The organism is Paenibacillus xanthanilyticus (assembly GCF_042682185.1).
Classification (GTDB): Bacteria; Bacillota; Bacilli; order Paenibacillales; family Paenibacillaceae; genus Paenibacillus_Z; species Paenibacillus_Z xanthanilyticus.
This window is the reverse complement of sequence record NZ_JBHUHA010000002.1, coordinates 1,836,952-1,858,507: the sequence shown is the minus strand read 5'-3', so window position 1 is coordinate 1,858,507 and position 21,556 is coordinate 1,836,952. Positions and strand designations below refer to the sequence as shown.

Annotated in this window: 24 protein-coding genes; 21 read left to right on the top strand and 3 right to left on the bottom strand. The window is 60.3% G+C overall.

What is annotated here, in order from left to right:
- Positions 1 to 413: 413 nt before the first annotated feature.
- Positions 414 to 656, bottom strand: a complete 243-nt coding sequence (gene sspI / locus ACFSKT_RS25380) for a small acid-soluble spore protein SspI (RefSeq protein WP_377720862.1) — start codon at positions 654 to 656, stop codon at positions 414 to 416.
- A 136-nt stretch (positions 657 to 792) separates the two neighbouring features.
- Between sspI and ACFSKT_RS25375 the strand changes: the two genes are divergently transcribed.
- The 3 genes from ACFSKT_RS25375 (at position 793) to ACFSKT_RS25365 (ending at position 4,267) form a co-directional block, all read left to right on the top strand.
- The gene (locus tag ACFSKT_RS25375; protein ID WP_465263329.1) at positions 793 to 1,458 is read left to right on the top strand and encodes a potassium channel family protein; all 666 of its coding nucleotides are present in this window, start codon (positions 793 to 795) and stop codon (positions 1,456 to 1,458) included.
- A gap of 15 nt (positions 1,459 to 1,473) precedes the next feature.
- Entirely contained in the window at positions 1,474 to 2,277 is an 804-nt protein-coding gene (locus ACFSKT_RS25370) for a TrmH family RNA methyltransferase (protein WP_377720863.1), read from the top strand.
- A 268-nt stretch (positions 2,278 to 2,545) separates the two neighbouring features.
- Positions 2,546 to 4,267 (top strand): ABC transporter substrate-binding protein, encoded by a 1,722-nt coding sequence (locus ACFSKT_RS25365; RefSeq protein ID WP_377720864.1) that lies wholly within the window; start codon positions 2,546 to 2,548, stop codon positions 4,265 to 4,267.
- A 62-nt stretch (positions 4,268 to 4,329) separates the two neighbouring features.
- On the opposite strand, the gene ACFSKT_RS25360 is transcribed toward ACFSKT_RS25365, so the two are convergent.
- Positions 4,330 to 5,214, bottom strand: coding sequence for a helix-turn-helix domain-containing protein (locus ACFSKT_RS25360; RefSeq protein ID WP_377720865.1), 885 nt, complete (start codon positions 5,212 to 5,214; stop codon positions 4,330 to 4,332).
- Positions 5,215 to 5,364: 150 nt separating this feature from the next.
- Here ACFSKT_RS25360 and ACFSKT_RS25355 point away from each other — a divergent pair, with 150 nt between their 5' ends.
- Positions 5,365 to 6,879 carry a glycoside hydrolase family 43 protein gene (locus ACFSKT_RS25355; RefSeq protein WP_377720866.1) on the top strand — a complete coding sequence of 505 codons (1,515 nt, stop codon included), beginning with the start codon at positions 5,365 to 5,367 and terminating at the stop codon, positions 6,877 to 6,879.
- A 95-nt stretch (positions 6,880 to 6,974) separates the two neighbouring features.
- On the opposite strand, the gene ACFSKT_RS25350 is transcribed toward ACFSKT_RS25355, so the two are convergent.
- On the bottom strand, positions 6,975 to 8,306 hold the full coding sequence (locus tag ACFSKT_RS25350; RefSeq protein WP_377720867.1) for an MFS transporter: 1,332 nt from the start codon (positions 8,304 to 8,306) through the stop codon (positions 6,975 to 6,977).
- Between the two features lie 386 nt (positions 8,307 to 8,692).
- Between ACFSKT_RS25350 and ACFSKT_RS25345 the strand changes: the two genes are divergently transcribed.
- From ACFSKT_RS25345 to ACFSKT_RS25265, 17 genes are all read left to right on the top strand, one after another.
- Complete coding sequence (locus ACFSKT_RS25345; RefSeq protein ID WP_377720868.1) at positions 8,693 to 9,055, top strand: DUF3147 family protein; 363 nt, start codon at positions 8,693 to 8,695, stop codon at positions 9,053 to 9,055.
- 16 nt (positions 9,056 to 9,071) lie between these two features.
- Positions 9,072 to 9,440 (top strand): DUF3147 family protein, encoded by a 369-nt coding sequence (locus ACFSKT_RS25340; protein ID WP_377720869.1) that lies wholly within the window; start codon positions 9,072 to 9,074, stop codon positions 9,438 to 9,440.
- A gap of 110 nt (positions 9,441 to 9,550) precedes the next feature.
- A complete protein-coding gene (locus tag ACFSKT_RS25335) occupies positions 9,551 to 10,591 on the top strand; it encodes a hypothetical protein (RefSeq protein ID WP_377720870.1) in 1,041 nt (346 codons plus the stop codon).
- Positions 10,578 to 12,779, top strand: coding sequence for a molybdopterin oxidoreductase family protein (locus ACFSKT_RS25330; RefSeq protein WP_377720871.1), 2,202 nt, complete (start codon positions 10,578 to 10,580; stop codon positions 12,777 to 12,779). The genes ACFSKT_RS25335 and ACFSKT_RS25330 overlap by 14 nt, the downstream gene beginning before the upstream one ends.
- Positions 12,776 to 13,339: a 4Fe-4S dicluster domain-containing protein gene (locus ACFSKT_RS25325; protein ID WP_377720872.1), complete on the top strand. Its 564-nt coding sequence runs from the start codon at positions 12,776 to 12,778 to the stop codon at positions 13,337 to 13,339. The genes ACFSKT_RS25330 and ACFSKT_RS25325 overlap by 4 nt, the downstream gene beginning before the upstream one ends.
- A 12-nt stretch (positions 13,340 to 13,351) precedes the next feature.
- Positions 13,352 to 13,894 (top strand): Rieske 2Fe-2S domain-containing protein, encoded by a 543-nt coding sequence (locus tag ACFSKT_RS25320; RefSeq protein WP_377720873.1) that lies wholly within the window; start codon positions 13,352 to 13,354, stop codon positions 13,892 to 13,894.
- Positions 13,884 to 14,072, top strand: coding sequence for a hypothetical protein (locus ACFSKT_RS25315; RefSeq protein ID WP_377720874.1), 189 nt, complete (start codon positions 13,884 to 13,886; stop codon positions 14,070 to 14,072). The genes ACFSKT_RS25320 and ACFSKT_RS25315 overlap by 11 nt, the downstream gene beginning before the upstream one ends.
- Positions 14,073 to 14,093: 21 nt before the next feature.
- Positions 14,094 to 14,453 (top strand): hypothetical protein, encoded by a 360-nt coding sequence (locus ACFSKT_RS25310; protein WP_377720875.1) that lies wholly within the window; start codon positions 14,094 to 14,096, stop codon positions 14,451 to 14,453.
- Between the two features lie 88 nt (positions 14,454 to 14,541).
- Entirely contained in the window at positions 14,542 to 16,995 is a 2,454-nt protein-coding gene (gene nirB, locus ACFSKT_RS25305; protein WP_377720876.1) for a nitrite reductase large subunit NirB, read from the top strand.
- Positions 16,996 to 17,022: 27 nt separating this feature from the next.
- A complete protein-coding gene (gene nirD / locus ACFSKT_RS25300; RefSeq protein ID WP_377720877.1) occupies positions 17,023 to 17,355 on the top strand; it encodes a nitrite reductase small subunit NirD in 333 nt (110 codons plus the stop codon).
- A gap of 139 nt (positions 17,356 to 17,494) precedes the next feature.
- Entirely contained in the window at positions 17,495 to 17,968 is a 474-nt protein-coding gene (locus ACFSKT_RS25295; RefSeq protein ID WP_377720878.1) for a hemerythrin domain-containing protein, read from the top strand.
- A gap of 76 nt (positions 17,969 to 18,044) precedes the next feature.
- A complete protein-coding gene (locus ACFSKT_RS25290) occupies positions 18,045 to 18,173 on the top strand; it encodes a hypothetical protein (RefSeq protein WP_377720879.1) in 129 nt (42 codons plus the stop codon).
- 43 nt (positions 18,174 to 18,216) lie between these two features.
- The gene (locus ACFSKT_RS25285; protein ID WP_377720880.1) at positions 18,217 to 18,786 is read left to right on the top strand and encodes a hemerythrin domain-containing protein; all 570 of its coding nucleotides are present in this window, start codon (positions 18,217 to 18,219) and stop codon (positions 18,784 to 18,786) included.
- A 15-nt stretch (positions 18,787 to 18,801) separates the two neighbouring features.
- Positions 18,802 to 18,927, top strand: a complete 126-nt coding sequence (locus tag ACFSKT_RS25280) for a hypothetical protein (protein ID WP_377720881.1) — start codon at positions 18,802 to 18,804, stop codon at positions 18,925 to 18,927.
- A gap of 123 nt (positions 18,928 to 19,050) precedes the next feature.
- Entirely contained in the window at positions 19,051 to 19,281 is a 231-nt protein-coding gene (locus tag ACFSKT_RS25275; RefSeq protein WP_377720882.1) for a hypothetical protein, read from the top strand.
- Between the two features lie 21 nt (positions 19,282 to 19,302).
- Positions 19,303 to 19,788 carry a cytochrome c oxidase subunit II gene (locus ACFSKT_RS25270; RefSeq protein ID WP_377720883.1) on the top strand — a complete coding sequence of 162 codons (486 nt, stop codon included), beginning with the start codon at positions 19,303 to 19,305 and terminating at the stop codon, positions 19,786 to 19,788.
- 46 nt (positions 19,789 to 19,834) lie between these two features.
- Positions 19,835 to 21,481, top strand: a complete 1,647-nt coding sequence (locus ACFSKT_RS25265) for a b(o/a)3-type cytochrome-c oxidase subunit 1 (RefSeq protein WP_377720884.1) — start codon at positions 19,835 to 19,837, stop codon at positions 21,479 to 21,481.
- Positions 21,482 to 21,556 lie beyond the last annotated feature (75 nt).

Here is a 21,556-nt window from a genome sequence, read left to right as displayed (position 1 = left end):
AACGTAACCAGTATAAGGGAAGGGGGATATTTCCACAACCGGCCGAGGGCGGGCGTTCGGATGCCAAAAGGCGGGGAACCGTATTGAGGAACGAAACGTGATGACCGAGAGTTGGGTAGGCTATGCGTTACCGGCATCGTGATAACGCAACAACCGATATGTCTTAAGATAAGGCTGGATTACTGATGTACTGCAGCAAGAAGGGAGTGTTTGTAGCGACACGGGCGAAATCCGGGAAGGTTATCAAGCCGGGGAGACGAACGAACAACGTCGAAGAAAGGCGAGAAGGTAGTGCTGCTGTTGCTGGTGCTGTCCCAAGCGCTGGCCGCTCCTAGTTGGCTGGCGGCTAAAACGCTTGGAATCAGCGAACGCTGCATGAGGATGCAGCATCATCTATGCAGATCGGGGTCCGATTAGCTCGGGCTAGGGTTCGCGACACTTTCCGCCTGTTGAATATAATCATACAGCGTTTGCACCATTTTCTGCTGATCCGCCTCGGCGCTTTGCTGCCAAATTACTTCGAACAGGACGCCAAGGCCGGGAAGCGCCATTTCGTCGCCGCCGATCGAATCGGTGATGACGCCGCGCAGCTCATCGCCTGATTTGTTTTGCACCCGATTCATGATGGCTTGCCGCAAGTCGAGTGTTACCTTCACACGTATCCCTCCTCATCGTTATCGCGTTTAATATGGCCTTGGGGGGAACCTTTCATGCCGCCGCGTTTTCGGTTCGAACGCCGATTTATGGTATAATGGGCAAGATGCAGGTTTATCCGAAGGGAGATACTCGGGCATGGCGAAAAAGCAATTTGCGGTCATCGGCATGGGGCGCTTCGGCTCCAGCGTCGCAGGCGCATTGACGAATCTGGGGTTTGAAGTGCTTGCCATCGATCGGGATGAGCAAAAAATTCAGGACATCGCGGACCAGGTGACGCATGCCGTATCTGCGGATACGACGGACGAGGACGCGCTGCGCGCGATCGGCGTCCGGAACTTCGACGTTGTCGTCGTCGCAATCGGGGCCGATATTCAGGCGAGCATTTTGACGACGCTCATTCTGAAGGACTTGGGCGTGCCGAGATTGATCGTCAAGGCGCAGAACGAGCTGCACGGCAAGGTGCTTGGGAAGATCGGCGCGGACAAGGTCATCTATCCGGAGCGGGATATGGGCCTTCGCGTGGCGCACCATCTGATCTCGCCGAACATTCTCGATTTTATCGAGCTGTCCGACGACTATAGCATCGTGGAGCTGAAGGCGCCTACCCAAGCGGTCGGACGCAACCTCAAGCAGCTGGACATACGCGCCAAATTCAAATGCAACGTACTGGCAATCAAATCCGGGGACCATATGAATATTTCCCCTTATGCAGAAGATATTATCCGGGAGCAGGACATCCTCGTGATCGTCGGCAAGAACGAGGATTTGTCGCGACTGGAAATCGAATTCGCGGAAGGCTGAGCAGCTAAAGTGAGCATGGACCGAATCATAACCATTACCTCCGCGCAGAACGACAAAGTCAAAGCGATGGCGTCGCTGCTGGAGAAGAAACACCGCGACCGGAGCGGGAAGTTTATTATAGAAGGCATTCATCTCATCCAAGAAGCGATCGGGGCCGGGGCACAGCTCGAATCGATCGTATATGACATGGAACGCGGCGTGCCGAATGAGCTTCGAGGCGCGCTTGCGCCGGCGAGCGGCGGATACGAGATCATCGAGACGACGCGTGCGATCATCGCCAAATGCACAGGGACCGATTCGCCGCCGCCGGTGTTCGGCGTCGTGCGCAAGCTGGAAGCTGATCCGGCGGCGTTATTCCGGGCGAACGGACTGGTCGTCGTGCTCGACGGCGTGCGCGATCCGGGGAACGTCGGGACGATCATCCGCAGCGCGGACGCGGTCGGGGCCGATGCGGTCGTGCTGGGCAAAGGCTGCGTCGATCTGTACAACCCGAAGACCGTCCGCTCGACGATGGGGTCGTTGTTTCACGTGCCGGTGGTCGAGGGTGATCTGAGCGAGCTGCTTCCGGCGGCGAAGGCCAACGGCATGCGGCTGGTCGGGACAAGTCTTCAAGCCTCCGCCAATTGCTACGCGCACGACTGGCGCGGACCGACGTGGCTGCTCATGGGCAGCGAATCGGACGGGCTGTCGGAGGCGGCGCTCGCGCAGCTGGACGATCGCGTCATCATCCCGATGAAAGGGCAGTCGGAATCGCTGAACGTCGCGATGGCGGCGACGGTGCTGTTGTACGAGGCGATGCGGCAGCGGGACTTCGGATAGGCGTAACACAACAACGCGGAGTGGTTATCCGCACAAAAGGTTGAGTCGAAAATCCGCTGCATAGGCGGATTTTTTGTTGTTCGCGCAAGTGAGGGGATAATGGCCAGATCATGCTACTTGTTGACCCTATTTTCAAGGTAGGGCGAGGAACGCGGTCGATATAATGCTAGATGAATGGAGCACCAAGAGCTGGCGATGCCGCGCGGCGATCGCGGATAGAGAATGACGAAAACGTATACGACGACGATGGAGAGGGGCACGAACGAACATGATCAAACCAAAGAGATGGCCGGGGCTGCTGCTGGCCGCGACCATGGTGGGCGGATTGCTGGCAGGCTGCAGCGGCACGAACGAACCGAAAGCGGCCGGCAGCGGCAATGCACCAGCGAACTCGAATACGGCGGGCGGCGATTCGGCAGACGAAGCGGTGCAGCCGCTTACGCTTAGTTTCTACAGCGAGGACCCGAATCCGAACTGGTCGGACATGCAGGATGACGTCGGCAAGGCCATCACCGCGAAAACGGGCATTACGCTCGAAGCCGAATTCGCCGTCGGCGACCCGGTGCAGAAGTCGGCCTTGATCGCGGCAAGCGGCGATTATCCGGACCTCATCAGCGCGAAAGGCAGCATCAACAAATTCGTCGATGCCGGCGCGGTGCTGGATTTGACGGATCTAATCGAGGAGCATGCGCCCAACATCAAGAAGGTCTACGGCGAAGAGCTCAAGCGCGCGCGTTACAGCAACGAGGATCAGGCGATCTACGCCCTGCCGACCTATGCGGGCGTCGGGCAGACGAGTTTCAACGCCGGCGGCGGCTTCGAGCTGCAGCATCGGGTCGTCAAGGAGCTGGGCTATCCGAAGATTCGCACGGTGAAGGATTTCGAGAACGCGATCAAGACATACCTCGAGAAGCATCCGACCGACGAGAAAGGCAACCCGAACATCGGCTTGTCCTTGAACGCCGACGATTGGCGGATGTATATTTCCGTCACCGATCCGGCTCCGATGGCGACGGGCGCGCCAGGCGACGGCGAATATTTCATCGACTTCGATACGCAGGAGGTCACGTACCATTTTCGCCGTCCCGTCGAGAAGGAGTACTTCCGCTGGCTGAATCATATGAACGCCGAAGGGCTGCTCGATCCGGAGAGCTTCGTGCAGAAGTACGACCAATACAAAGCGAAGATCGCGTCCGGCCGCGTGATCGGGCTCATCGACCAGGATTGGAACTACGGCGACGGGGAGAAAGCGCTCAAAGCCGAAGGGAAGTTCGAATACGGCTACGGCCACTATCCGGTCACGCTATCGGAAGAGTATAAGGATACGAGCTTCTGGCCGACCGGGTTCATGGGCGGCTACGGCATCGCGATCTCGGCCGATAACCCGGACCCGGTGCGTACGATCAAGTTCCTGGACTACCTCGCCTCCGACGAAGGCCAAGTGCTGATGAACTGGGGCATTGAAGGCAAGCATTATGAGGTCACGGCCGGCAAACGCACGATTCCGCAGGACGTGAACGAGCGCAAAATCAACGATGCCGCCGCGTTCCAGAAGGAGACGGGCATCGGGCATTATTTGAATCTGGCCCCTCACTACGGCGACGGGGTGAAGGATCCGAGCGGCAATTATTACACGACCCGATTCCCGGAGCAGATCGTGGCCGATTATAACGACGTCGAGAAAGAAGTGCTGAAGGCGTACGGCGCGACGACGTGGAAGGATCTGTTCCCGAAGGAAGAAGAGTTCCCCGTCCGTCCGTGGGGCGCGGCCTGGAACATCCCGGTTCCGGGCGACAGCGAAATAGCCGTCCTCGACGAGAAGCTGAAAAGCATCACGTGGCAACGGATTCCGGAGGCAATCCTTGCCAAGCCGGAAGACTTCGACAACATATGGGACGATTACATGGCGGAGCTGGAAAAGGCGGGCGTCGAGAAAGTCGAGGAGCTGCGTCAAGAGTTGGTGAAAGATCGCATCGAGCTGTGGCAATAGTCTGGCGGGGGGAGCCTGATCATCGCATCAGGCCTCTCTTATTTGCGGGGGGAATCTCGGAATTAATCGCCGCCGGGGTTCACAGACCCGTGCTGCTTCCGGAACGAGCTGGGGGAAACGCCGTAGGCCTTCGCGAACTGGCGCGTGAAATAGTTGCTGTCGTTAAAGCCGCATTCGTACGAGATTTGCGTCACCGGTCGATTCGTCTGCTTGAGCAGGTGGAACGCGCGCTCCAACCGCAGCCGCTGCAAATACGAGATCGGCGTCATCTTGTAGTAAGACCGGAATATCCGGTTCAGGTGCCGGACCGATATGTTGGCATGCCCAGCGATATCCGGAAGCGACATCGGCTCCAAATAATGATCTTCAATATAAGAGATCGCGCTCGCCAGGTGCAGAAGATTATTGGACTGTCCCTTCTCATGACGATCGTATTGCCGGGATAGGTAGACGACAAGTTCCATGAAACGCGACAGCAGCATCGTCTGGTAGCCTTGCGCCTGGTCTTGATATTCTTCCACCAAACCCGAGACGAGCGAGGCGACGTGCTCCAAGCTGGGGATCGGCAGACTGAGCTTGCTCGGATAGGGCTGAATGCTGCGATAGTAGGGCTCTAGGACGAACAGCGCTTGATAGCCGTTGGACGTCCGCAGATCCGGTCCGGCGAATCGGAGCATCTCCGACCGGTACATGATATTGCAAATTTTGAACTGATGCGGATCCTTGTAGCCGTGGGGCGTATCCCCATTAATCACGAATACGTCGCCTTTCTTGATGAACGAGGTTTCGTTGTTCACGATATGGGTCGCATGGCCGTTCAGCACGATGACGAGCTCGGAAAAATCGACGTGCTGATGCAGCTCCGTATCTTCGTCGTGTCCGCCGTACTGGATAAAGAACGGGAACTGCTCGTCGGTCGTGAACCAAGTCAAATAGACGCTGCTCAAAGGTACTCGCTCCCTTCGCCGGAATCGTATGCTGATATCATCGCTCTTCCTAATCGCAAGATCAAGACCAAATCCCGCGCTTGGCAGGCGCTGGAACAGGCGCTAGAAAAGATTACGCGCAGCATCCATATTAACGAGGGGAGCATGGCTATGCATTATCGCAATCCCGTCCTGAGCGGCTTTCATCCGGACCCGAGCGTGTGCCGATCGGGCGAGGACTATTACTTAGTCACGAGCTCGTTCGAATATTCGCCGGGCGTCCCGCTCTTTCACAGCAAGGATCTCGTCCATTGGGAGCCGATCGGCCACTGCCTGACGCGGCCGGAGCAGCTCGATCTGAGCAAGGCGTGGACCTCGGGCGGCATCTATGCGCCGACCATCCGGTTCCGCGAGGGCATCTTCTATATGACGACCACGAACGTGTCGGGCGGCGGTAATTTCATCGTCTATACGGATCATCCCCGCGGGGAATGGTCGGACCCGATCTACGTCGATCAACCGGGCATCGATCCCGATCTGTTCTTCGGCGACGACGGCACCGTCTACTTCTCGACTTCATGGGATCGGGACGGGCAGGGGATCTATCAAAGCCGGATCGATCTGGCAACGGGACGGCGGCTCTCGGACATCAAGCTCGTCTGGAAAGGAACGGGCGGACAGTTCCCGGAGGCGCCGCATCTGTATCGGATCGGCGAGTGGCATTACCTGCTCATCGCCGAAGGCGGCACCGAGTACGGGCATATGGCGACGGTGGCGAGAAGCACGCAGCCGGACGGTCCGTTCGAGAGCTGCCCGTATAATCCGATCCTGACGCACCGCAGCCTGCAGCGGCCGATCCAGGCGACGGGACACGCGGATTTCGTGCAGACGCCGGACGGACATTGGTGGGCGGTCTTCCTCGGCATTCGTCCCGCGGGTTATCCGATGCGCCACCATTTGGGCCGGGAGACGTTCCTGGCGCCCGTCGCGTGGACGGCGGACGGCTGGCCGGTCATTGGCGAGGGCGGCACGGTCCTCGAAACGATGGCGGCGGATGGTCTAGCGCTAAGTCCGCCTCCTGCGCCATCGGTCCGGGACCACTTCGAAGCGGCGTCGCTCGCGCCGGCTTGGCTGTTGCTGCGCACGCCGAATCCGCCGCATTGGACGCTCGCGGAGCGAGCGAGCTGCCTGACGCTGCGCGGTACCTCCGCTACCTTGAACGACGGCGGCGCGCCGGCGTTCGTCGGCCGCAGACAGCAGCATTTCGCCTGCCGCGCCTCCGCCAAGATGAATTTCGAGCCGCAGCGCGACGGGGAAGAAGCGGGGCTGACCGTCTTCATGAACGAGCGGTTCCATTACGAGATCGCGGTGACCCGGATTCGCGGCGAGAACAAGGTGATCTTCAGAAGAAGAATCGGAAGCCTGTGGAAGGTGGAGCATGAGACGCCGTGGACCGAAGCGTCGATCGTGCTGACGATTCGGGCGGATCGGGAGCACTACGCGTTCGGCTTCGCAAGCGGCGAAGAGGAGCCGTTCTGGTTCGGCCGGGGCGAATGCGCGATGCTGGCGACGGAAGTGGCAGGCGGTTTTACGGGCGTCATCCTGGCGATGTACGCCACCGGCAACGGCGCGGAGTCGCGGACGCCGGCGCAGTTCGATTGGTTCGATTATGAGGCGTTGGACTAGTTCCGCCACAAGCATGCGAAAAGGGTTAGCGACCGCATCCGAGATGCAGCGCTAACCCTATTTGCCGTATTAAGCCGAAGTCTCGGGGATGCGCATTAATGCGCCGCTTTCGGCCGATCCGCCGGTTCCTTCGCCGTGACGAAGGAGGTGACCTCGGCGCGTTTGCTTTGATAGAACAGCCAGTTCAGCACGATGGCCGCGACGTAGAAGCCGATGAAGACGTAGAAGGCGGTCACGTAAGAGCCGGTGGCGTTGATGGACCAGCCGAACAGCTTCGGAATGAAAAAGGAGCCGTAGGCGGCGAAGGCCGCCGTGAAGCCGAGCACCGGCGCCGCTTCTTTCACCGGGAAGATGTACGGAATCATCTGGAAGGTCGAGCCGGAGCCCGTGCCGGCCGCCAGGAATAACACCAGGAACGAGATCAAGAAACCCGCGAAGCTGCCCTGCCCGATGAAATAGATGACTGCGAGCGAGCCGAGTCCCATGGCGAACAGCGTGATGGCCGTCACCTTGGCGCCGCCGAATTTATCCGAGATGAAGCCGCCGAATGGTCTGGCCGCCGCCGCGATGAAGGCGCCCAAGAAGGCGAGCGAGACATGCTCAGGGAACTGCGATTTCAGCAGCAGCGGGAACGCCGCGGAGAAGCCAATGAAGGAACCGAACGTTGCAACGTACAGGTAGGTCATGATCCAAGTGTGCTTGCGCTTCACGATGGCGAACTGGCTGGAGAACGACTGCTTGGCGCCCGGCAAATTGTCCATGCCGAAGAAAGCGATGACGGTCATGAGCACGATCGGGATGACCCAGATGAATGCGGCGTTCTGCAGCCACAGCTGTCCGCCGTCCTTCAGCAGCTTCCCGTCGCCGGACAGCGCGGCAAAGGTGCCGGTCGTGATAATGAGCGGCGTGACGAATTGGACGACCGAGACCCCCATGTTGCCGAGTCCGCCGTTAATGCCGAGCGCTGTGCCCTTCTCTTTCTTCGGGAAGAAGAGCGAGATGTTGGACAGCGACGAGGAGAAGTTGCCGCCGCCAAGGCCGCACAGCGCGGCGAGCAGCAGCATGATGGAATACGGCGTGCCTGGATCCTGAACCGCCATGCCGATTCCAATCGCGGGGATGAGCAGGAGAGCGGTCGAGATGACCGTCCAGTTGCGCCCGCCGACGATGCCGACCGCGAACGTGTAGACGAAACGCATCGTCGCGCCGACCAGACCGGGGATTGCCGCAAGCGTGAACAGCTGGCTATCCGTGAATTGGAAGCCGACGTCGTTCAGCCGGACCGCGACCACGGACCAAATTTGCCAGACGATAAAAGCGAGCATGAGCGAGGGGACCGAGATCCACAGATTGCGCGTGGCGTGACGCTTGCCTTCTTTAGCCCAAAATTCGGCGTTCTCGGGGTTCCATTGATTAATTCTTGCCATAACGAGTACCTCCCGTCGGATGCGTGCCTTCGCTTGTCGTTCGCGGGCCGCACCGTGCTTTGATGATCCAAAGTATACCAATGCCGAAGGGAGGCGCACTGTAAAATAAATCACAGTCGTTGGTGAAAATTAACAACCGTTCTTGGCAAACCGTCACAACGCAGGGAGGAGGGAACGGCGAAAGGGGGCGAAGAGGCTGTGATTTACGTTACAGCGCTTATGGAGGTGGAAGGAGTAGGATCAAGTCAATCAAAGAAAGTGAAAAATTTCACGATGTAGGGATGAAGGGTTGTTTCTACCGCTTACTATTAACCTGCCTTGTTCATTCTGGTAAGAAAGCATTCTTCGCGTTATTCATTCACGTCGTTAAACGGAGGAGATTCCTTATGCTTCACTTATCGCTTACGGCCATTATCCTGCGGTTCGTGCTCGGCGGCGCTGCCGTCGCCGCGGCTTCCCTTATATCGAAACGGGTCGGCGGGGCCATCGGAGGCATATTCGCCGCGTTCCCGGCAGTGTTCCTGGCCGCGCTGCTTACGATCCGGTTCGACCATGCGGGCGATGCGCTCGTCTCGAAGTCGATCGCCTTATCCGAAGGCGCGCTGATCGGGATGGGCATCAACGTGGCATGCGCGGTGGCGGTCGGCATGTTATGCGCCAGCAAAGGATGGAAGAAAGGCCTGTCCTTGTCGGTTCTCGGCTGGTTGACGACGTCGGTCGCGATTTCGTACTTGATGTTCAGCGCGTAAAGAAGGAGGGATTCCAATGAAAGCCAAAGAACTGCTGCTCCGTTTCGCCCTCGGCGGGCTTGCCGTCGTCCTCAGCTACGTCGCTTCCGTGCTGCTTCCCTGGAAAGCGCTCGGCGGTATCTTCGCAGCCTTCCCGGCCGTCATGATCGTGGCCGTCATGATGGTAGGGATCAGCCAAGGCTCGGATAAGGCCGCCGCGATCGCCCGCGGCTCCGTGTACGGCATGACGGGCTGCGCGGCCTGTGTCATCGCGGTACTCGTCGCTCTGCGCGCCACGGGATTGTGGTGGTTCAGCCTGCTGCTTGGCCTGTTGGTCTGGTTCGCGAGCGCGTTCGCGCTGTTCAAGCTGCGCGACCGAGTACAGGAAGCCCGTTCCAGGACATAAGGCGAGTTCTCGCGAAACGATAGCGGTCCCGCGTGATATTAATCACAGCGGGACTGTTTCGCGTTGTGTTCTACTACTTACAGAATCGTTGGAGGCGGGGGGCAGTGAACATGAATCGAGCTTTTGCTTCAAGGTGGGCGAGGAACGTCTTCGCCACGGTGTGCGCGTTGGCGGCGCTCATGTACATAGGATCGCGTTTTTTTACGCACTTGGATTTGGCGTTATACGGCTACATGGTCGGCACCGTCGTCTTTATCGGCGGCTTCTTCTATCGGTTCATGGCTTGGGCGGAACGTCCGCCGACCCGTATTTTGCTCCGCAAGGGGGTACGGTTGATCTTCCGGAGATCGACGCCCGCCGTGGCGGCGGATCATCTCGTCGTGCACCGGTTCATCTGGAACCGGGGCTGGTACCGCTGGCTGCAGCATATTTTGCTCGGCTGGGGCTGCATCCTGTCCGCGTTCGTGACGTTCCCGCTCGTGTTCGGGTGGATGTATTTCACGATGGCGGACAACGGCTATTACACCGTCGTCGGCTTCGGTCTCGATCTGATGCGGGTACCCGCGGACGGCTGGATCGCGTTCCTGTTTTACAATGCGCTCAATATTACGGCGTTCATGGTCATCGGCGGCGTCTGCATGGCGCTGTACCGGCGGATCCGCAATAAGCAGGCGCTGGCCGAGCAAAGCTTCGCGTACGATTTTCTGCCGCTGTACCTGCTGTTGTTCATCTCGGTGACGGGGCTGCTGCTGACGTTCAGCAACATCTTCCTGCATGGCTTCGGCCATCCGGTCATGTCCCTGATCCATCAGTGGTCCGTCATTCTGACGCTGCTCTATCTGCCGTTCGGCAAGCTGGCGCATATCCCGATGCGGCCGCTCAGCGTGCTGGCGAGGAATTATCGCGACCATTACGGCGAGGCGGAGCCCAAAGCATGCCGGGTATGCGGCACGGAATTCGTGTCGGCCGAACAGTCGCGGGACGTCGTCGACGTGCTCAAGCAGAACAACCTGGAATTCAAGACCGAGGACGGCGATCACTTGGCGGAATTGTGTCTGCCCTGCCGCCGCAAATACCGGATGTCCCGGTTCACGGGCATCCCGACCCATCAATTTCGCGTGAAGGAGGCGAATCAGGATGCTAAAGGATAACGGAGCCGCCCGTGCGGCCATCGCGAACAAACATCATCCCGGCGAGCGACTCGTGCCGACCCACTGCTCCTATTGCGGCATGCAGTGCGGTATGAATCTGCGCGTGAATACGTCCACGAATACGATTATCGGCGTCGAGCCGCGCTACGATTGGCCGGTCACGCTGGGCAAAATGTGTCCGAAAGGCGTCACCGCTTACCAACAGACGAATCACGGCGATCGCCTCATGACGCCGCTCATTCGCGACGACCGGTCGCTGCGCGGAACGAAGGAAGGGTTCCGGCCGGCCACTTGGGAGGAGGCGTACGACCTTATCGTGCGCAACTTTCAATCGCTGCGGAGCAGTTACGGCCCGGATGCGCTGTCGGTGTTCAGCGGCGTATCGATGACGAACGAGAAGTGCTACCTGACCGGTAAATTCGCGCGCGTCGGCCTGCAAACCCGGTACATCGATTACAACGGGCGGTTCTGCATGTCCAGCGCGGCCGCGGGCTTCATGCGCACGTTCGGCATCGACCGGGGATCGACGCTGCCCTGGACGGATCTGAACGAGACGGACTGCCTGTTCATCGCCGGCAGCAACACCGCGGAATGCCACCCGACCTCGATGTTCCGCATCTGGGAGGTGCAGAACCGTGGCGGCTATCTGATCGTCGTCGATCCGAGGGAGACCCCGATCGCCCGGCGTGCGGATGTTCATTTGGATTTGCGGCCGGGGACGGATCTAGCGTTGGCGAACTGCATGGTTAACCTGCTGCTTGCGGGCGGCTATGCCGACGAGGCGTTCATCCAGGCGCATACGAACGGAATCGAGGAGCTGGCCGAGACGGTGAAGGCGTTCACCCCCGAATATACGAGCGAGATTACGGGCGTCGCGCCGGAGAAGCTGATCCGTGCCGCCGAGCTGTACGGCAAGGCGCCGAACGCGGTCGTCATGTTCGCCCGCGGCATCGAGCAGCAGCATAAAGGCTCGGACAACGTGTCCGCCTATACGAATATGTGCCTGGTGACGGGCAAGATCGGACGGCCCAAGTCGGGCGTGGCGACCTTCACGGGACAAGGAAACGGCCAAGGCGGCAGGGAACATGGGCAAAAAGCCGACGCGCTCCCCGGCTACCGCAAAATCGCGAATCCGAAGCATGTCGAGGAGGTGTCCCGCGTATGGGGCATCCGGCCGGAAGAGATGCCGCTGCCCGGGGTTTCGGCCTATGAGATGTTCGAGCTGATGACCAATAAGACGATCCGGAGCCTCTACCTGCTGTGCTCGAACCCGGCCGTCTCCGCGCCGAATCTGAACGAGGTGCGGGCCGCGCTCATGAGCCTTGATTTCATGGTGTGCTCGGATATCTATCTCTCCGAATCGGCGGAGTTCGCCGACGTCGTCCTGCCATCCACAACCTGGAGCGAGGACGAGGGCACGGTGACGAATTTGGAGGGCCGCATCATCAAGATCAACAAGGCGCAGGAGCCGGTCGGCGAATCGAAGCCGGATTGGCTCATGCAGATCGAGCTGGCGGAGCGGCTCGGCCGAGGCGATTATTTCCGCCACCTTACCTCTGCGCGGGCGATCAACGACGAATTCCGTCTTGCGTCCAAAGGCGGCTACGCCGATTACTTCGGCGCGACGTGGGAGAAGATCGATCGGCAGCAGGGCGTGTTCTGGCCGTGCAAAGACGAGCAGGACCCCGGCACGCCCCATATGTTCCTGGATAAGACGTTCTATCATCCGGACGGCAAAGCCAAGCTGTGCGCGCTTCCGTACCGGCCGCCGGCGGAGGAGCCCTGCGAGCAATATCCGCTGCGCCTGACGACGGGGCGGGTCGTCTACCACTATCTGTCCGGCAATCAGACGCGGCGCATTCCGTTCCTGCACGCGATGTGTCCGGAGCCGTTCGTCGAGGTTCACCCCGAGACGGCGGAGAAGTACGGCATCGCCCACGAAGAGCTCGTGCGGCTGCATACCCGCCGGGGAGAAGCCCGCTTCAAGGTGAAGCTGACGGAGGCGATCCGCCCGGATACCGTGTTCGTGCCGTATCATTTCGGCCATGACGACTCGGTCAATCTGCTGACGATCGCCGCGCTCGATCCGATGTCCCGCATGCCGGAATTCAAGGCGTGCGCCGCCCAGATCGAGAAGGTCGCGGCCGTATCGCCATCCGCATCCGCACAGACAGGAGGCTTCCGATGAAGCATTATCTTTATATCGAAATGGACAATTGCGTCGGCTGCCGCAGCTGCCTGGCGGCCTGCACCCAATGCGGCGGGCACGACGAGCGCAACCGGAACTACGTGCTCGACGTCAACCCGTTCGTGGACCGGCAGACGATCCCGCTCATGTGCCTGCACTGCGTCGACCCGGCCTGCGCGCGAAGCTGTCCGGCGCAGGCGATTCAAGTGACCGCGGAAGGCGCGGTGCTCTCGGCGCTGACCGAGAAGTGCGTCGGCTGCCAGAACTGCACGATCGCCTGCCCGTACGGCATTCCGAAGTTCGACCGCGCGCAGAACCTGATGTACAAATGCGACCTGTGCTACGACCGGACCAAGGAAGGCATCCCGCCGATGTGCGCGTCGGTCTGTCCGACGAATACGCTGCAGTGGCTGACCGAGGAAGAGTGGAAGGCCAAGGAGCAGCGGCACGCCATCGGGCAGTGGAGCGCGAGCCGTTCACCAGAGAGTCCGCTCGAAGGCGAGACGAACGTCAAAATTAGCCTGCCCGGCATTCTGCAAGGCATACAGAAGCTGTATTAAGGAGGCATTCGCATGAGCGAGGATAACAAGAAGAAGACGCCGGCGCCCGATGTGCCTTTGAACGAAGACAATTACACGCACAACATCCGCAAGTTCCACGAGCGGAAGCTGGACCGTCGCAGTTTCCTGAAGACGATGGTCGGCGCCGCCGGCGTCTTCGCCGTCTCGACGCTGCCTTGGGGCGCGATCGCGGCGAAGCATCTGGCGGAGGGGAGCAAGCGCGTATATCCGGCCCGGCAGATCGGCTCGGCTGCCGACCTGCCGGTGGGGGAGGCGCTGGAGTTCGCGTATCCCGGCGAGCATGATACCGCCCTGCTGGTGCGCTTATCCGAAGGCGAATACAAGGCGTACCATAACGCCTGCACGCATCTGAAGTGCCCGGTGTTCTGGGATAAGGCGGAAGGCGACCTGCTCTGTCCCTGCCACCACGGCGTCTTTGACGTGCGGACCGGGAAGCCGAAGGCCGGACCGCCGAGACGGCCTTTGCCGGAGATCGAGCTATCGGTCGAGCAGGGGACGATCTATGCGACCGGGGTGAAGCGCTATGAAACGTAGCTACCGGGGCGTCGTTTATTTGAGTCTCGTCCTGCTGCTGAGCATCGTGTGCACGCAGCAGGTCGTGAACGCTTTTTTCTATGAACGTTACGCGCTCACGCTCGTCTTTGCAGGCGCGAACGTGCTGCTGTTTCCGATCGCGCTATGGCTGTATCGGCGGGAACGGGACGCGGAGTAACAAGAGAAGGGAGGCGCGCGGATGACGTGCGAATATAACGCCGATCTTTGCTTCATCCGTCCGGCGGGATGGGGCGGCGTCCTGGAGGGCGAGGCGGAGGCGCTGACGCGGAAGCTGTTCCCTGGCGCGGCGGTCGAGACCGAGGCAAGCGTGGAGGAAGGGCTGGACGTCGCCGTCGTCCGGGTGAACGGGCTCGCGGCATGGCAATCGGAGGCGGAGCTCATGGAATGGCTCGACGACAAAATGCCGGAATCATGGTGGATTTGGCTGGCTGGCATCAAGGCGGAGGTGATGCCGAAGGCGGATCACGGGCCATGCCGGGTGAAGAAGCGAACCCCTGCCGAAGGCCGAGCGCATGCCGGACAACAATCGCAAACTTAGGCTTCCCGCGCGTGATTTATATCACAGGCAAGTCGAACCGGTTTCCTTATAATGAACCCAAGACCAAGAAGATTGGGAAGTGATGATCATGACCGGAACGAACAACGCGCGGCGCAAGCTGGTTCTCATCGGCAATGGCATGGCCGGCATCAACGCGCTGGAGCAAATTTTGAAGCTGACGAACGCATTCGAGATTACCGTATACGGCGAGGAGCCGTATCCCAACTATAATCGCATTCAGCTGTCCTACGTGCTGGAAGGCAGCAAGACGATCGACGACATTATTCTGAACAGCCGCGAGTGGTACGAAGAGAACGGGATCACGCTGCATACGGGCACGAAAGTCGCGCGGATCGATACGGCGGCGAAGCGGGTTTATACCTCCGCGGGCGATAGCGCGGACTATGATATCCTGATTATCGCCACCGGCTCCAAGCCGTTCGTGCTGCCGATACCGGGCGCGGACAAGAAGGGCGTCATCGGCTTCCGGGATATCGCGGACTGCGAGACGATGATCGGCGCGGCCGGGCGAGTGAAGCAAGCGGCGGTAATCGGCGGCGGCCTGCTGGGTCTCGAAGCGGCCAAAGGTCTCGTGCAGCTCGGCATGGAGACCACGGTCGTCCATCTGATGGATACGCTCATGGAGCGTCAATTGGATCAGACGGCGGCGGGGATGCTGAAGGCGGAGCTGGAGCGGCAGGGCATCAAGTTTCGGATGGGCGCCAAGACCGTTGAAGTGCTGGGGGGCACGGAGGCGAGCGGTCTACGGTTCGCAGACGGAGAAGAGCTGGACGCGCAGCTGGTCGTGATGTCCGCGGGCATCATTCCGAATGCGGAGGTGGCGAAGGCGAGCGGCATCGAGACCGGACGCGGCATTCTAGTGAACGACTACCTGCAGACGAGCGCGCCGGACGTGTACGCGGTGGGCGAATGCTGCGAGCACCGGGGCGTCTGCTATGGCCTGGTCGCGCCGCTGTTCGACCAAGGCGCGGTCCTTGCGAAGACGATCGCGGGCGTGAATACGGCGCCATACGAAGGATCGACGGTATCGACCAAGCTGAAAATATCGGGCGTGGACGTGTTCTCTGCCGGCGAATATCTTGATGCCCCGGATCACCGGGTGCTGCGCCTTCACGACGATTGGCGCGGCGTCTACAAAAAGGTGCTGCTTCGCGACAAGCAGATCGTCGGCGCGGTTATGTATGGCGACGTGACGGATGCCCCGCTGCTCGCCCGCCTGGTGCGGGACGGCGGCGCGATGACCGACGAGCTCTACGCCGAGCTGTTCGGCGGCGGCTCCGGCTGCTGCGGCGGCGGGGGCAAGAAGAGCTCGGCCGTCGAGGGCATGGCCGACGAGGAGATCGTCTGCGGCTGCAACGGCGTCACCAAGGGCGATATCGTGCGGGTCATCCGCGAGGACGGCTTGTCGACCGTCGATGAGATCAAGGTCAAGACGGGCGCGACGCGCTCGTGCGGAGGCTGCAAGCCGCTCGTCGAGCAGCTGCTGCAGTTCGTGCTGGGCGACGGGTTCCAAGCCAAGGAAGAGACCAAACAAGGCATCTGCGGCTGTACCGATTGCACCCGGGATGAGATTGTGGCCGCCATCCAGGAGAAGCATTTGACGAATGTGCGCGAAGTGATGGCGGTGCTGGATTGGCGGCAGCCGGAGGGATGTTCGAAGTGCAGACCGGCGCTCAACTACTATTTGGGCATGGCATGGCCGACGGAATACGAGGACGAGCGCAACTCCCGGTTCGTCAATGAGCGGCTGCACGCCAATATTCAGAAGGACGGCACGTACAGCGTCATCCCGCGGATGTATGGCGGCGTCACGACAGCTGATCAGCTCCGCCAGATCGCCGACGCCGCGGATAAGTACGGCGCCAAGATGGTGAAGGTCACGGGCGGCCAGCGGATCGACCTGCTGGGCATCGCCAAGGAAGATTTGCCCGCGATATGGGAAGAGCTCGGCATGCCGTCGGGTTACGGCTACGCGAAGGCGCTGCGGACCGTCAAGACCTGCGTCGGCAACCGCTTCTGCCGCTTCGGCACACAGGATTCGATCGGCATGGGCATTCTGCTGGAACAGAAATTCGAGCGGCTCTGGATGCCGGCGAAGTTCAAGATGGCGGTCAACGGCTGCCCGCGCAACTGCGCCGAATCGGGCACGAAGGATCTCGGCATCGTCGGCAACGACGGCGGCTGGGAAGTGTACGTCGGCGGCAACGGCGGCATCCGGATGAAGGAAGCGGAGCTGCTGTGCAAGGTGAAGAGCGACGAAGAGCTGGTCGACATCTGCGGCGCGTTCATTCAGTACTACCGGGAGACCGGCAACTATGCGGAGCGCACGTCGGATTGGCTCGAGCGGATCGGCATGGAGCAGGTGCGGAAGCTCGTCATCGAGGATGCCGACAACCGGAAGGCGCTCATCGAGCGCGTGGAGACGTCGCTGGCCAAGCTGCAGGATCCGTGGCGCGAAGTCGTGGAGAGCGGCAGGCTGCAGCAGGAATACTACCATCGGATCGAAGTGGCGCGAGACTAGGATTTGTCAAAAGGAGGCTGAAGAACGATGAGCGTACAGACGCAAAGCGCGTACAAGGCGGTAGGTCCGCTGCTCGCCTTCCCGGTAGGAGCCGGGAAGGAGGTGCGGATGGGCACATTGGAGTTAGCGGTCTTCCGCACGTCGGATGGGGGCGTGTTCGCCCTCGAGAACCGGACGCCGCACCGCAAGGGCGGACCGCTCGCGGAGGCGATTGTAAGCGGGCATTACATCTATTGCCCGCTGCGGGATCTGAAGATCTCGCTCCGAGACGGCCAGGTACAGGAGCCGGACACCGGCCAAGCGCTGACGTATCCGGTCAAGATCGTAGACGGCTATGTATACATCGAGGTACCGGAGTAGATTCAGGAAGCGCGAAGGGGGATGCCGGGATGTCCGGGGCGCATCCTTCTTCTTATATGCGTGATGCTGCATACCCAATCTTCGGTTGGGGAACGCTAGTCAATCCGCGATACGAATGGGAGGAAAGAGGATGCAAGCCATGGCAAACCTACAGCATACCTTAGAGAAGTTGCGCGAGGATCACGATAGAATCCGGGAGGCGGCCGCGATGGCGTGCCGTATGGCTGAAGAGGTGAAGCGCGGCCCGGCGGAAGAGGTGCAGTCTCGAGTCCGGCAGGTAGAGCGCTGCGCGCGGGCGCTCGGCGAGGAACTCGTGAAGCATGGGCAATGGGAGGGCGAAGTGTTGTTCCCGCTGCTGGCGGAGTTATATCCGATGGAGAGCAATCCCGATTTACCGACGTCGATATGGATGCTGAAGAAGGAGCATCAAACCGCGGATCAATGCTATCGCGCTTATCTACACGACATGCAGGCTTACTTCGAGCTGCGGGATGAACAGCTGCTGCGGCTCGGCATGACGGAGCTTGCGCACGCGTGCCGCGTGATTCGCAGACATTTGGATTCGGAGACGGAGCTGCTCGTACCGCTTTGCGAAGTGCGGGTTAATATGTGATTTATTTCACAACATATATAGTCAGCCCCCCTTACAATGAAGACAGCCGAATGCTGAGGCTAGGAGGCGTGTGAAGATGGCCATTCCTACACAGGATAAACAAATGCAGGTAAAGCCGGTACTGGACGCTTATGCGGAACGGTACGAGATCGACCTCATCTGTCGCCGGCTTGGCGGCATGAACGGGTATCACGATGCGGAATAGAGCGATGAAAGGGAGTAAAGGACCGAAGCGGAGGAGAGAGACCATGCCGATGACGATGAGCAAGGCCGCTGCGTTCGAGCCGGGCAATTCGGCCCGCACCAGCGGGTTCATGGAACTGGCGATCCGCCTGCAGCGCGAGCACGAACAATTGAAGCGGCAGTGCGACGCGCTGTGCGAGCTGAGCAGCCGCACGGCTTCCAGCACGAGTATAGCCGGGGCGTTCGCGATCTTGGCGGAGCTGCGGGCCCAAGCGTCTTCGCTGCTTGCGCTGCTCGAGCGTCACTCGGCTTGGGAGGATGAGGAGGTATTTCCGTTCTTCTCCCGTTATTACAAGCTGAAGATGGAGCCAACGATCATGCCTTCGTTCTGGGTGCTGGAGAAAGACCACGAGCTGGCGGTGCAATTTTTCGAATCGTTTCTGCAGGCAAGCGACGCGCTGCTCGGCTTGATGGACATGGACGCGCAGGGGACCGCCCTGACGGAAGTCAAGCAGAGCTGCGACGATTTGACGCAGGGCTGCTTGATTTTGACGAGCCATTTCGAGATGGAGGAAGAGCTGATCTATCCGATGGCCGAGGAAATTTTGACGGATATGGACTATTTGTTCTCGTAAAGGAGGCTAGGGACGATGATCACCTGCGAACAGTGCGCGCGGACCAAAGGCGAGGGCGCTGCGCCGGGGACGAGCTGGATTTGCGCGGACTGCCGCGTCGAAGCCGGGCAGCCGGCCGACGGAGATCGAGACCATTCGTGAACGCCTATAAGATATACTCATCCAAAGGCCCGTCTGTGCGATTGATCACAGCGGGCCTTTTTTGCGCTTGCTAGAATGAGCGCAGAAGTGGAAATATGCGGGAAAGTCGGGGAGGACGAGGCAATGAAGAGGAGAACAAAGGGAGCCGGCACTCGGCTGGCAGCGGATCCTGCGGCGGGAACGCCGGAAGTAGGCGCGCCGTTAGCCGGCGGCGATGCGCGAGGCGGAGAAGCCGACGTTTCGCGGCAGGGGGACCCTCCGCTCAACGGCACCTTCGCCAGCGTCATGCTGGTCGGCGGGTTCATCGCGCTGACCTGGGTCGCCGTATTCGTTTTATTTATGGCTAGGCAATAGATACAAGGGGAGATCGGCGTTATGCATATTCATCGTTTAGAGAAAATTTGGTTGACCGTGGGCATCGCGATGCTGTTCGTGTTCCTCGGCGTCATCGGCGTCTCGGCATTCGCCATGGGGACGCAGCCGCCGAGCCGGCACCATCATATGATCGATCCGGCCAAGGTGAACGAGACGGCCCCGTTCAATCAGCCGGGCGTCTTTCAGGTCGGAAAGACGGAATACGAGGCCGTCATCGTGTCGTACGCGTTCGGCTATACGGGCGGGCCCGAGGAGCAGCCGGAGATGCGGGTGCCGGCCGGCTCGACGGTTCATTTCACCGCGACGAGCACCGATGTCGTGCACGGCTTCGAGATCCCGGGCACGAACGTGAACATGATGCTCGTACCGGGAGAGGTCAGCCAAGTGTCGCATACGTTCGACCGCAAGGGCGAGTACCTCATTCTGTGCAACGAGTACTGCGGCACGGGACATGAGTACATGATGACGAAGCTGATCGTGGAATGAGGCCTGCGGCCCAGATATCGAATGAAGGAAGAGGCGGAAGATGAACATGGAATCTACTAAAGGATTGGACCCGCGCGATGGCGCGCTCGTGCTCGCCCACGTGCTCTTCGCGTTCGCCGCGCTGCTGCTCGGCGGCATCGCCGGCATGCTGCAGAGCGTCGTGCGCGGCGGCGCGTACACGCTGCCGGGCGGCATCGGCTACTATCAATTACTGACCGCGCACGGCATACTGATGGCCATCGTATTCACCACGTATTTTATCATCGGTTTTCTCTACTCCGGCATCGCCCGCACGATGGGCGGCACGCTGCTGCCCCGAGTCCGGCGGCTCGGTTGGACGGGGTATGCGCTTATGACGCTCGGTGGGCTCTTCGTGCTCATCATGATTTTGCTCGATAAAGCGAGCGTCTTGTATACGTTCTACGCTCCGATGAAGGCGGCGCCGCAGTTCTATTTCGGCTTGGCGCTCGTCGTCATCGGCAGCTGGCTGAGCGGCGCAGGCATTTTCTATCAATACATCTATTGGAGAAGGACTCACCGGGGCAAGCTGTCGCCGCTGTTCGGCTTCATGGCGGTCGTGACGATGCTGCTCTGGCAAATCGCGACGATCGGCGTGGCGATCGAGGTCGTCGTGCAGCTCATTCCGTGGTCGCTCGGCTGGACGGAGACCGTCAACGTCATGCTCAGCCGCACGCTGTTCTGGTATTTCGGCCATCCGCTCGTCTACTTCTGGCTGCTGCCGACGTACATCTGCTGGTATGTGATCATTCCCGAGCTCATCGGCGGCAAAATCTACAGCGACGCGCTCGCGCGGCTGTCGTTCATTCTGCTGCTGCTCTTCTCCATCCCGGTCGGCTTCCACCATCAGCTGATGGAGCCGGGGATCAGTCCGCTCTGGAAATACATCCAGGTCGTGCTGACGTTCATGGTCGTCGTGCCGTCACTGATGACGGCGTTCTCGCTGTTCGCCTCGTTCGAGCTGAACGGAAGAGCCAAGGGCACAAGCGGCCTGTTCGGGTGGGTGAAGGTGCTGCCGTGGAAGGACGTCCGTTTCTTCGCGCCGTTCATGGGGATGCTCGCGTTCATTCCGGCAGGCGCGGGCGGCATCGTCAATGCGAGCGATCAAATGAATGCGGTCGTCCATAACACGCTTTGGGTGACGGGACACTTCCATCTGACGGTGGCGACGAGCGTCGCGCTGACGTTTTTCGGCATCACGTACTGGCTGGTTCCTGTCATTACGGGCCGGGTGCTGACATCGAAGGTCAACAAGCTCGGCATCGTGCAAACGGTGCTGTGGCTCGTCGGCATGCTGTTCATGTCCGGCGCGATGCATGCGGTCGGCCTGCTCGGCTCGCCGCGGCGCACGGCCTACACGACGTACCAGAACCATCCGGATGCCGTGCTGTGGATGCCGTATCATGTTGCAATGGCGATCGGCGGTGTCATTCTGTTCGCCGCGCTGATCTTGATGATCGTCAACGTGGCGCTGCTGTTTCGCGCGCCGAAGGGAACAACGGCCTATCCGATCGGGCAATCCGAGGCGCCGGAAGAGGCGACGCCCCGCTTCCTGGAGCGTTGGGGCGTATGGATCGCGATCACGGCGGTGCTCATCTTGTTCGCGTACACGATTCCGGTCATGGATATGCTTGGGCCGGATACGTATGGGGCACCGGGGTACCAGACCTGGTGAGGCATGCATCCGGAAGGGCTTCACGCCGATGCCGGCCTCGAGCGGCGCTTCCGGGCGCGCAAGATTTTTGCCGGC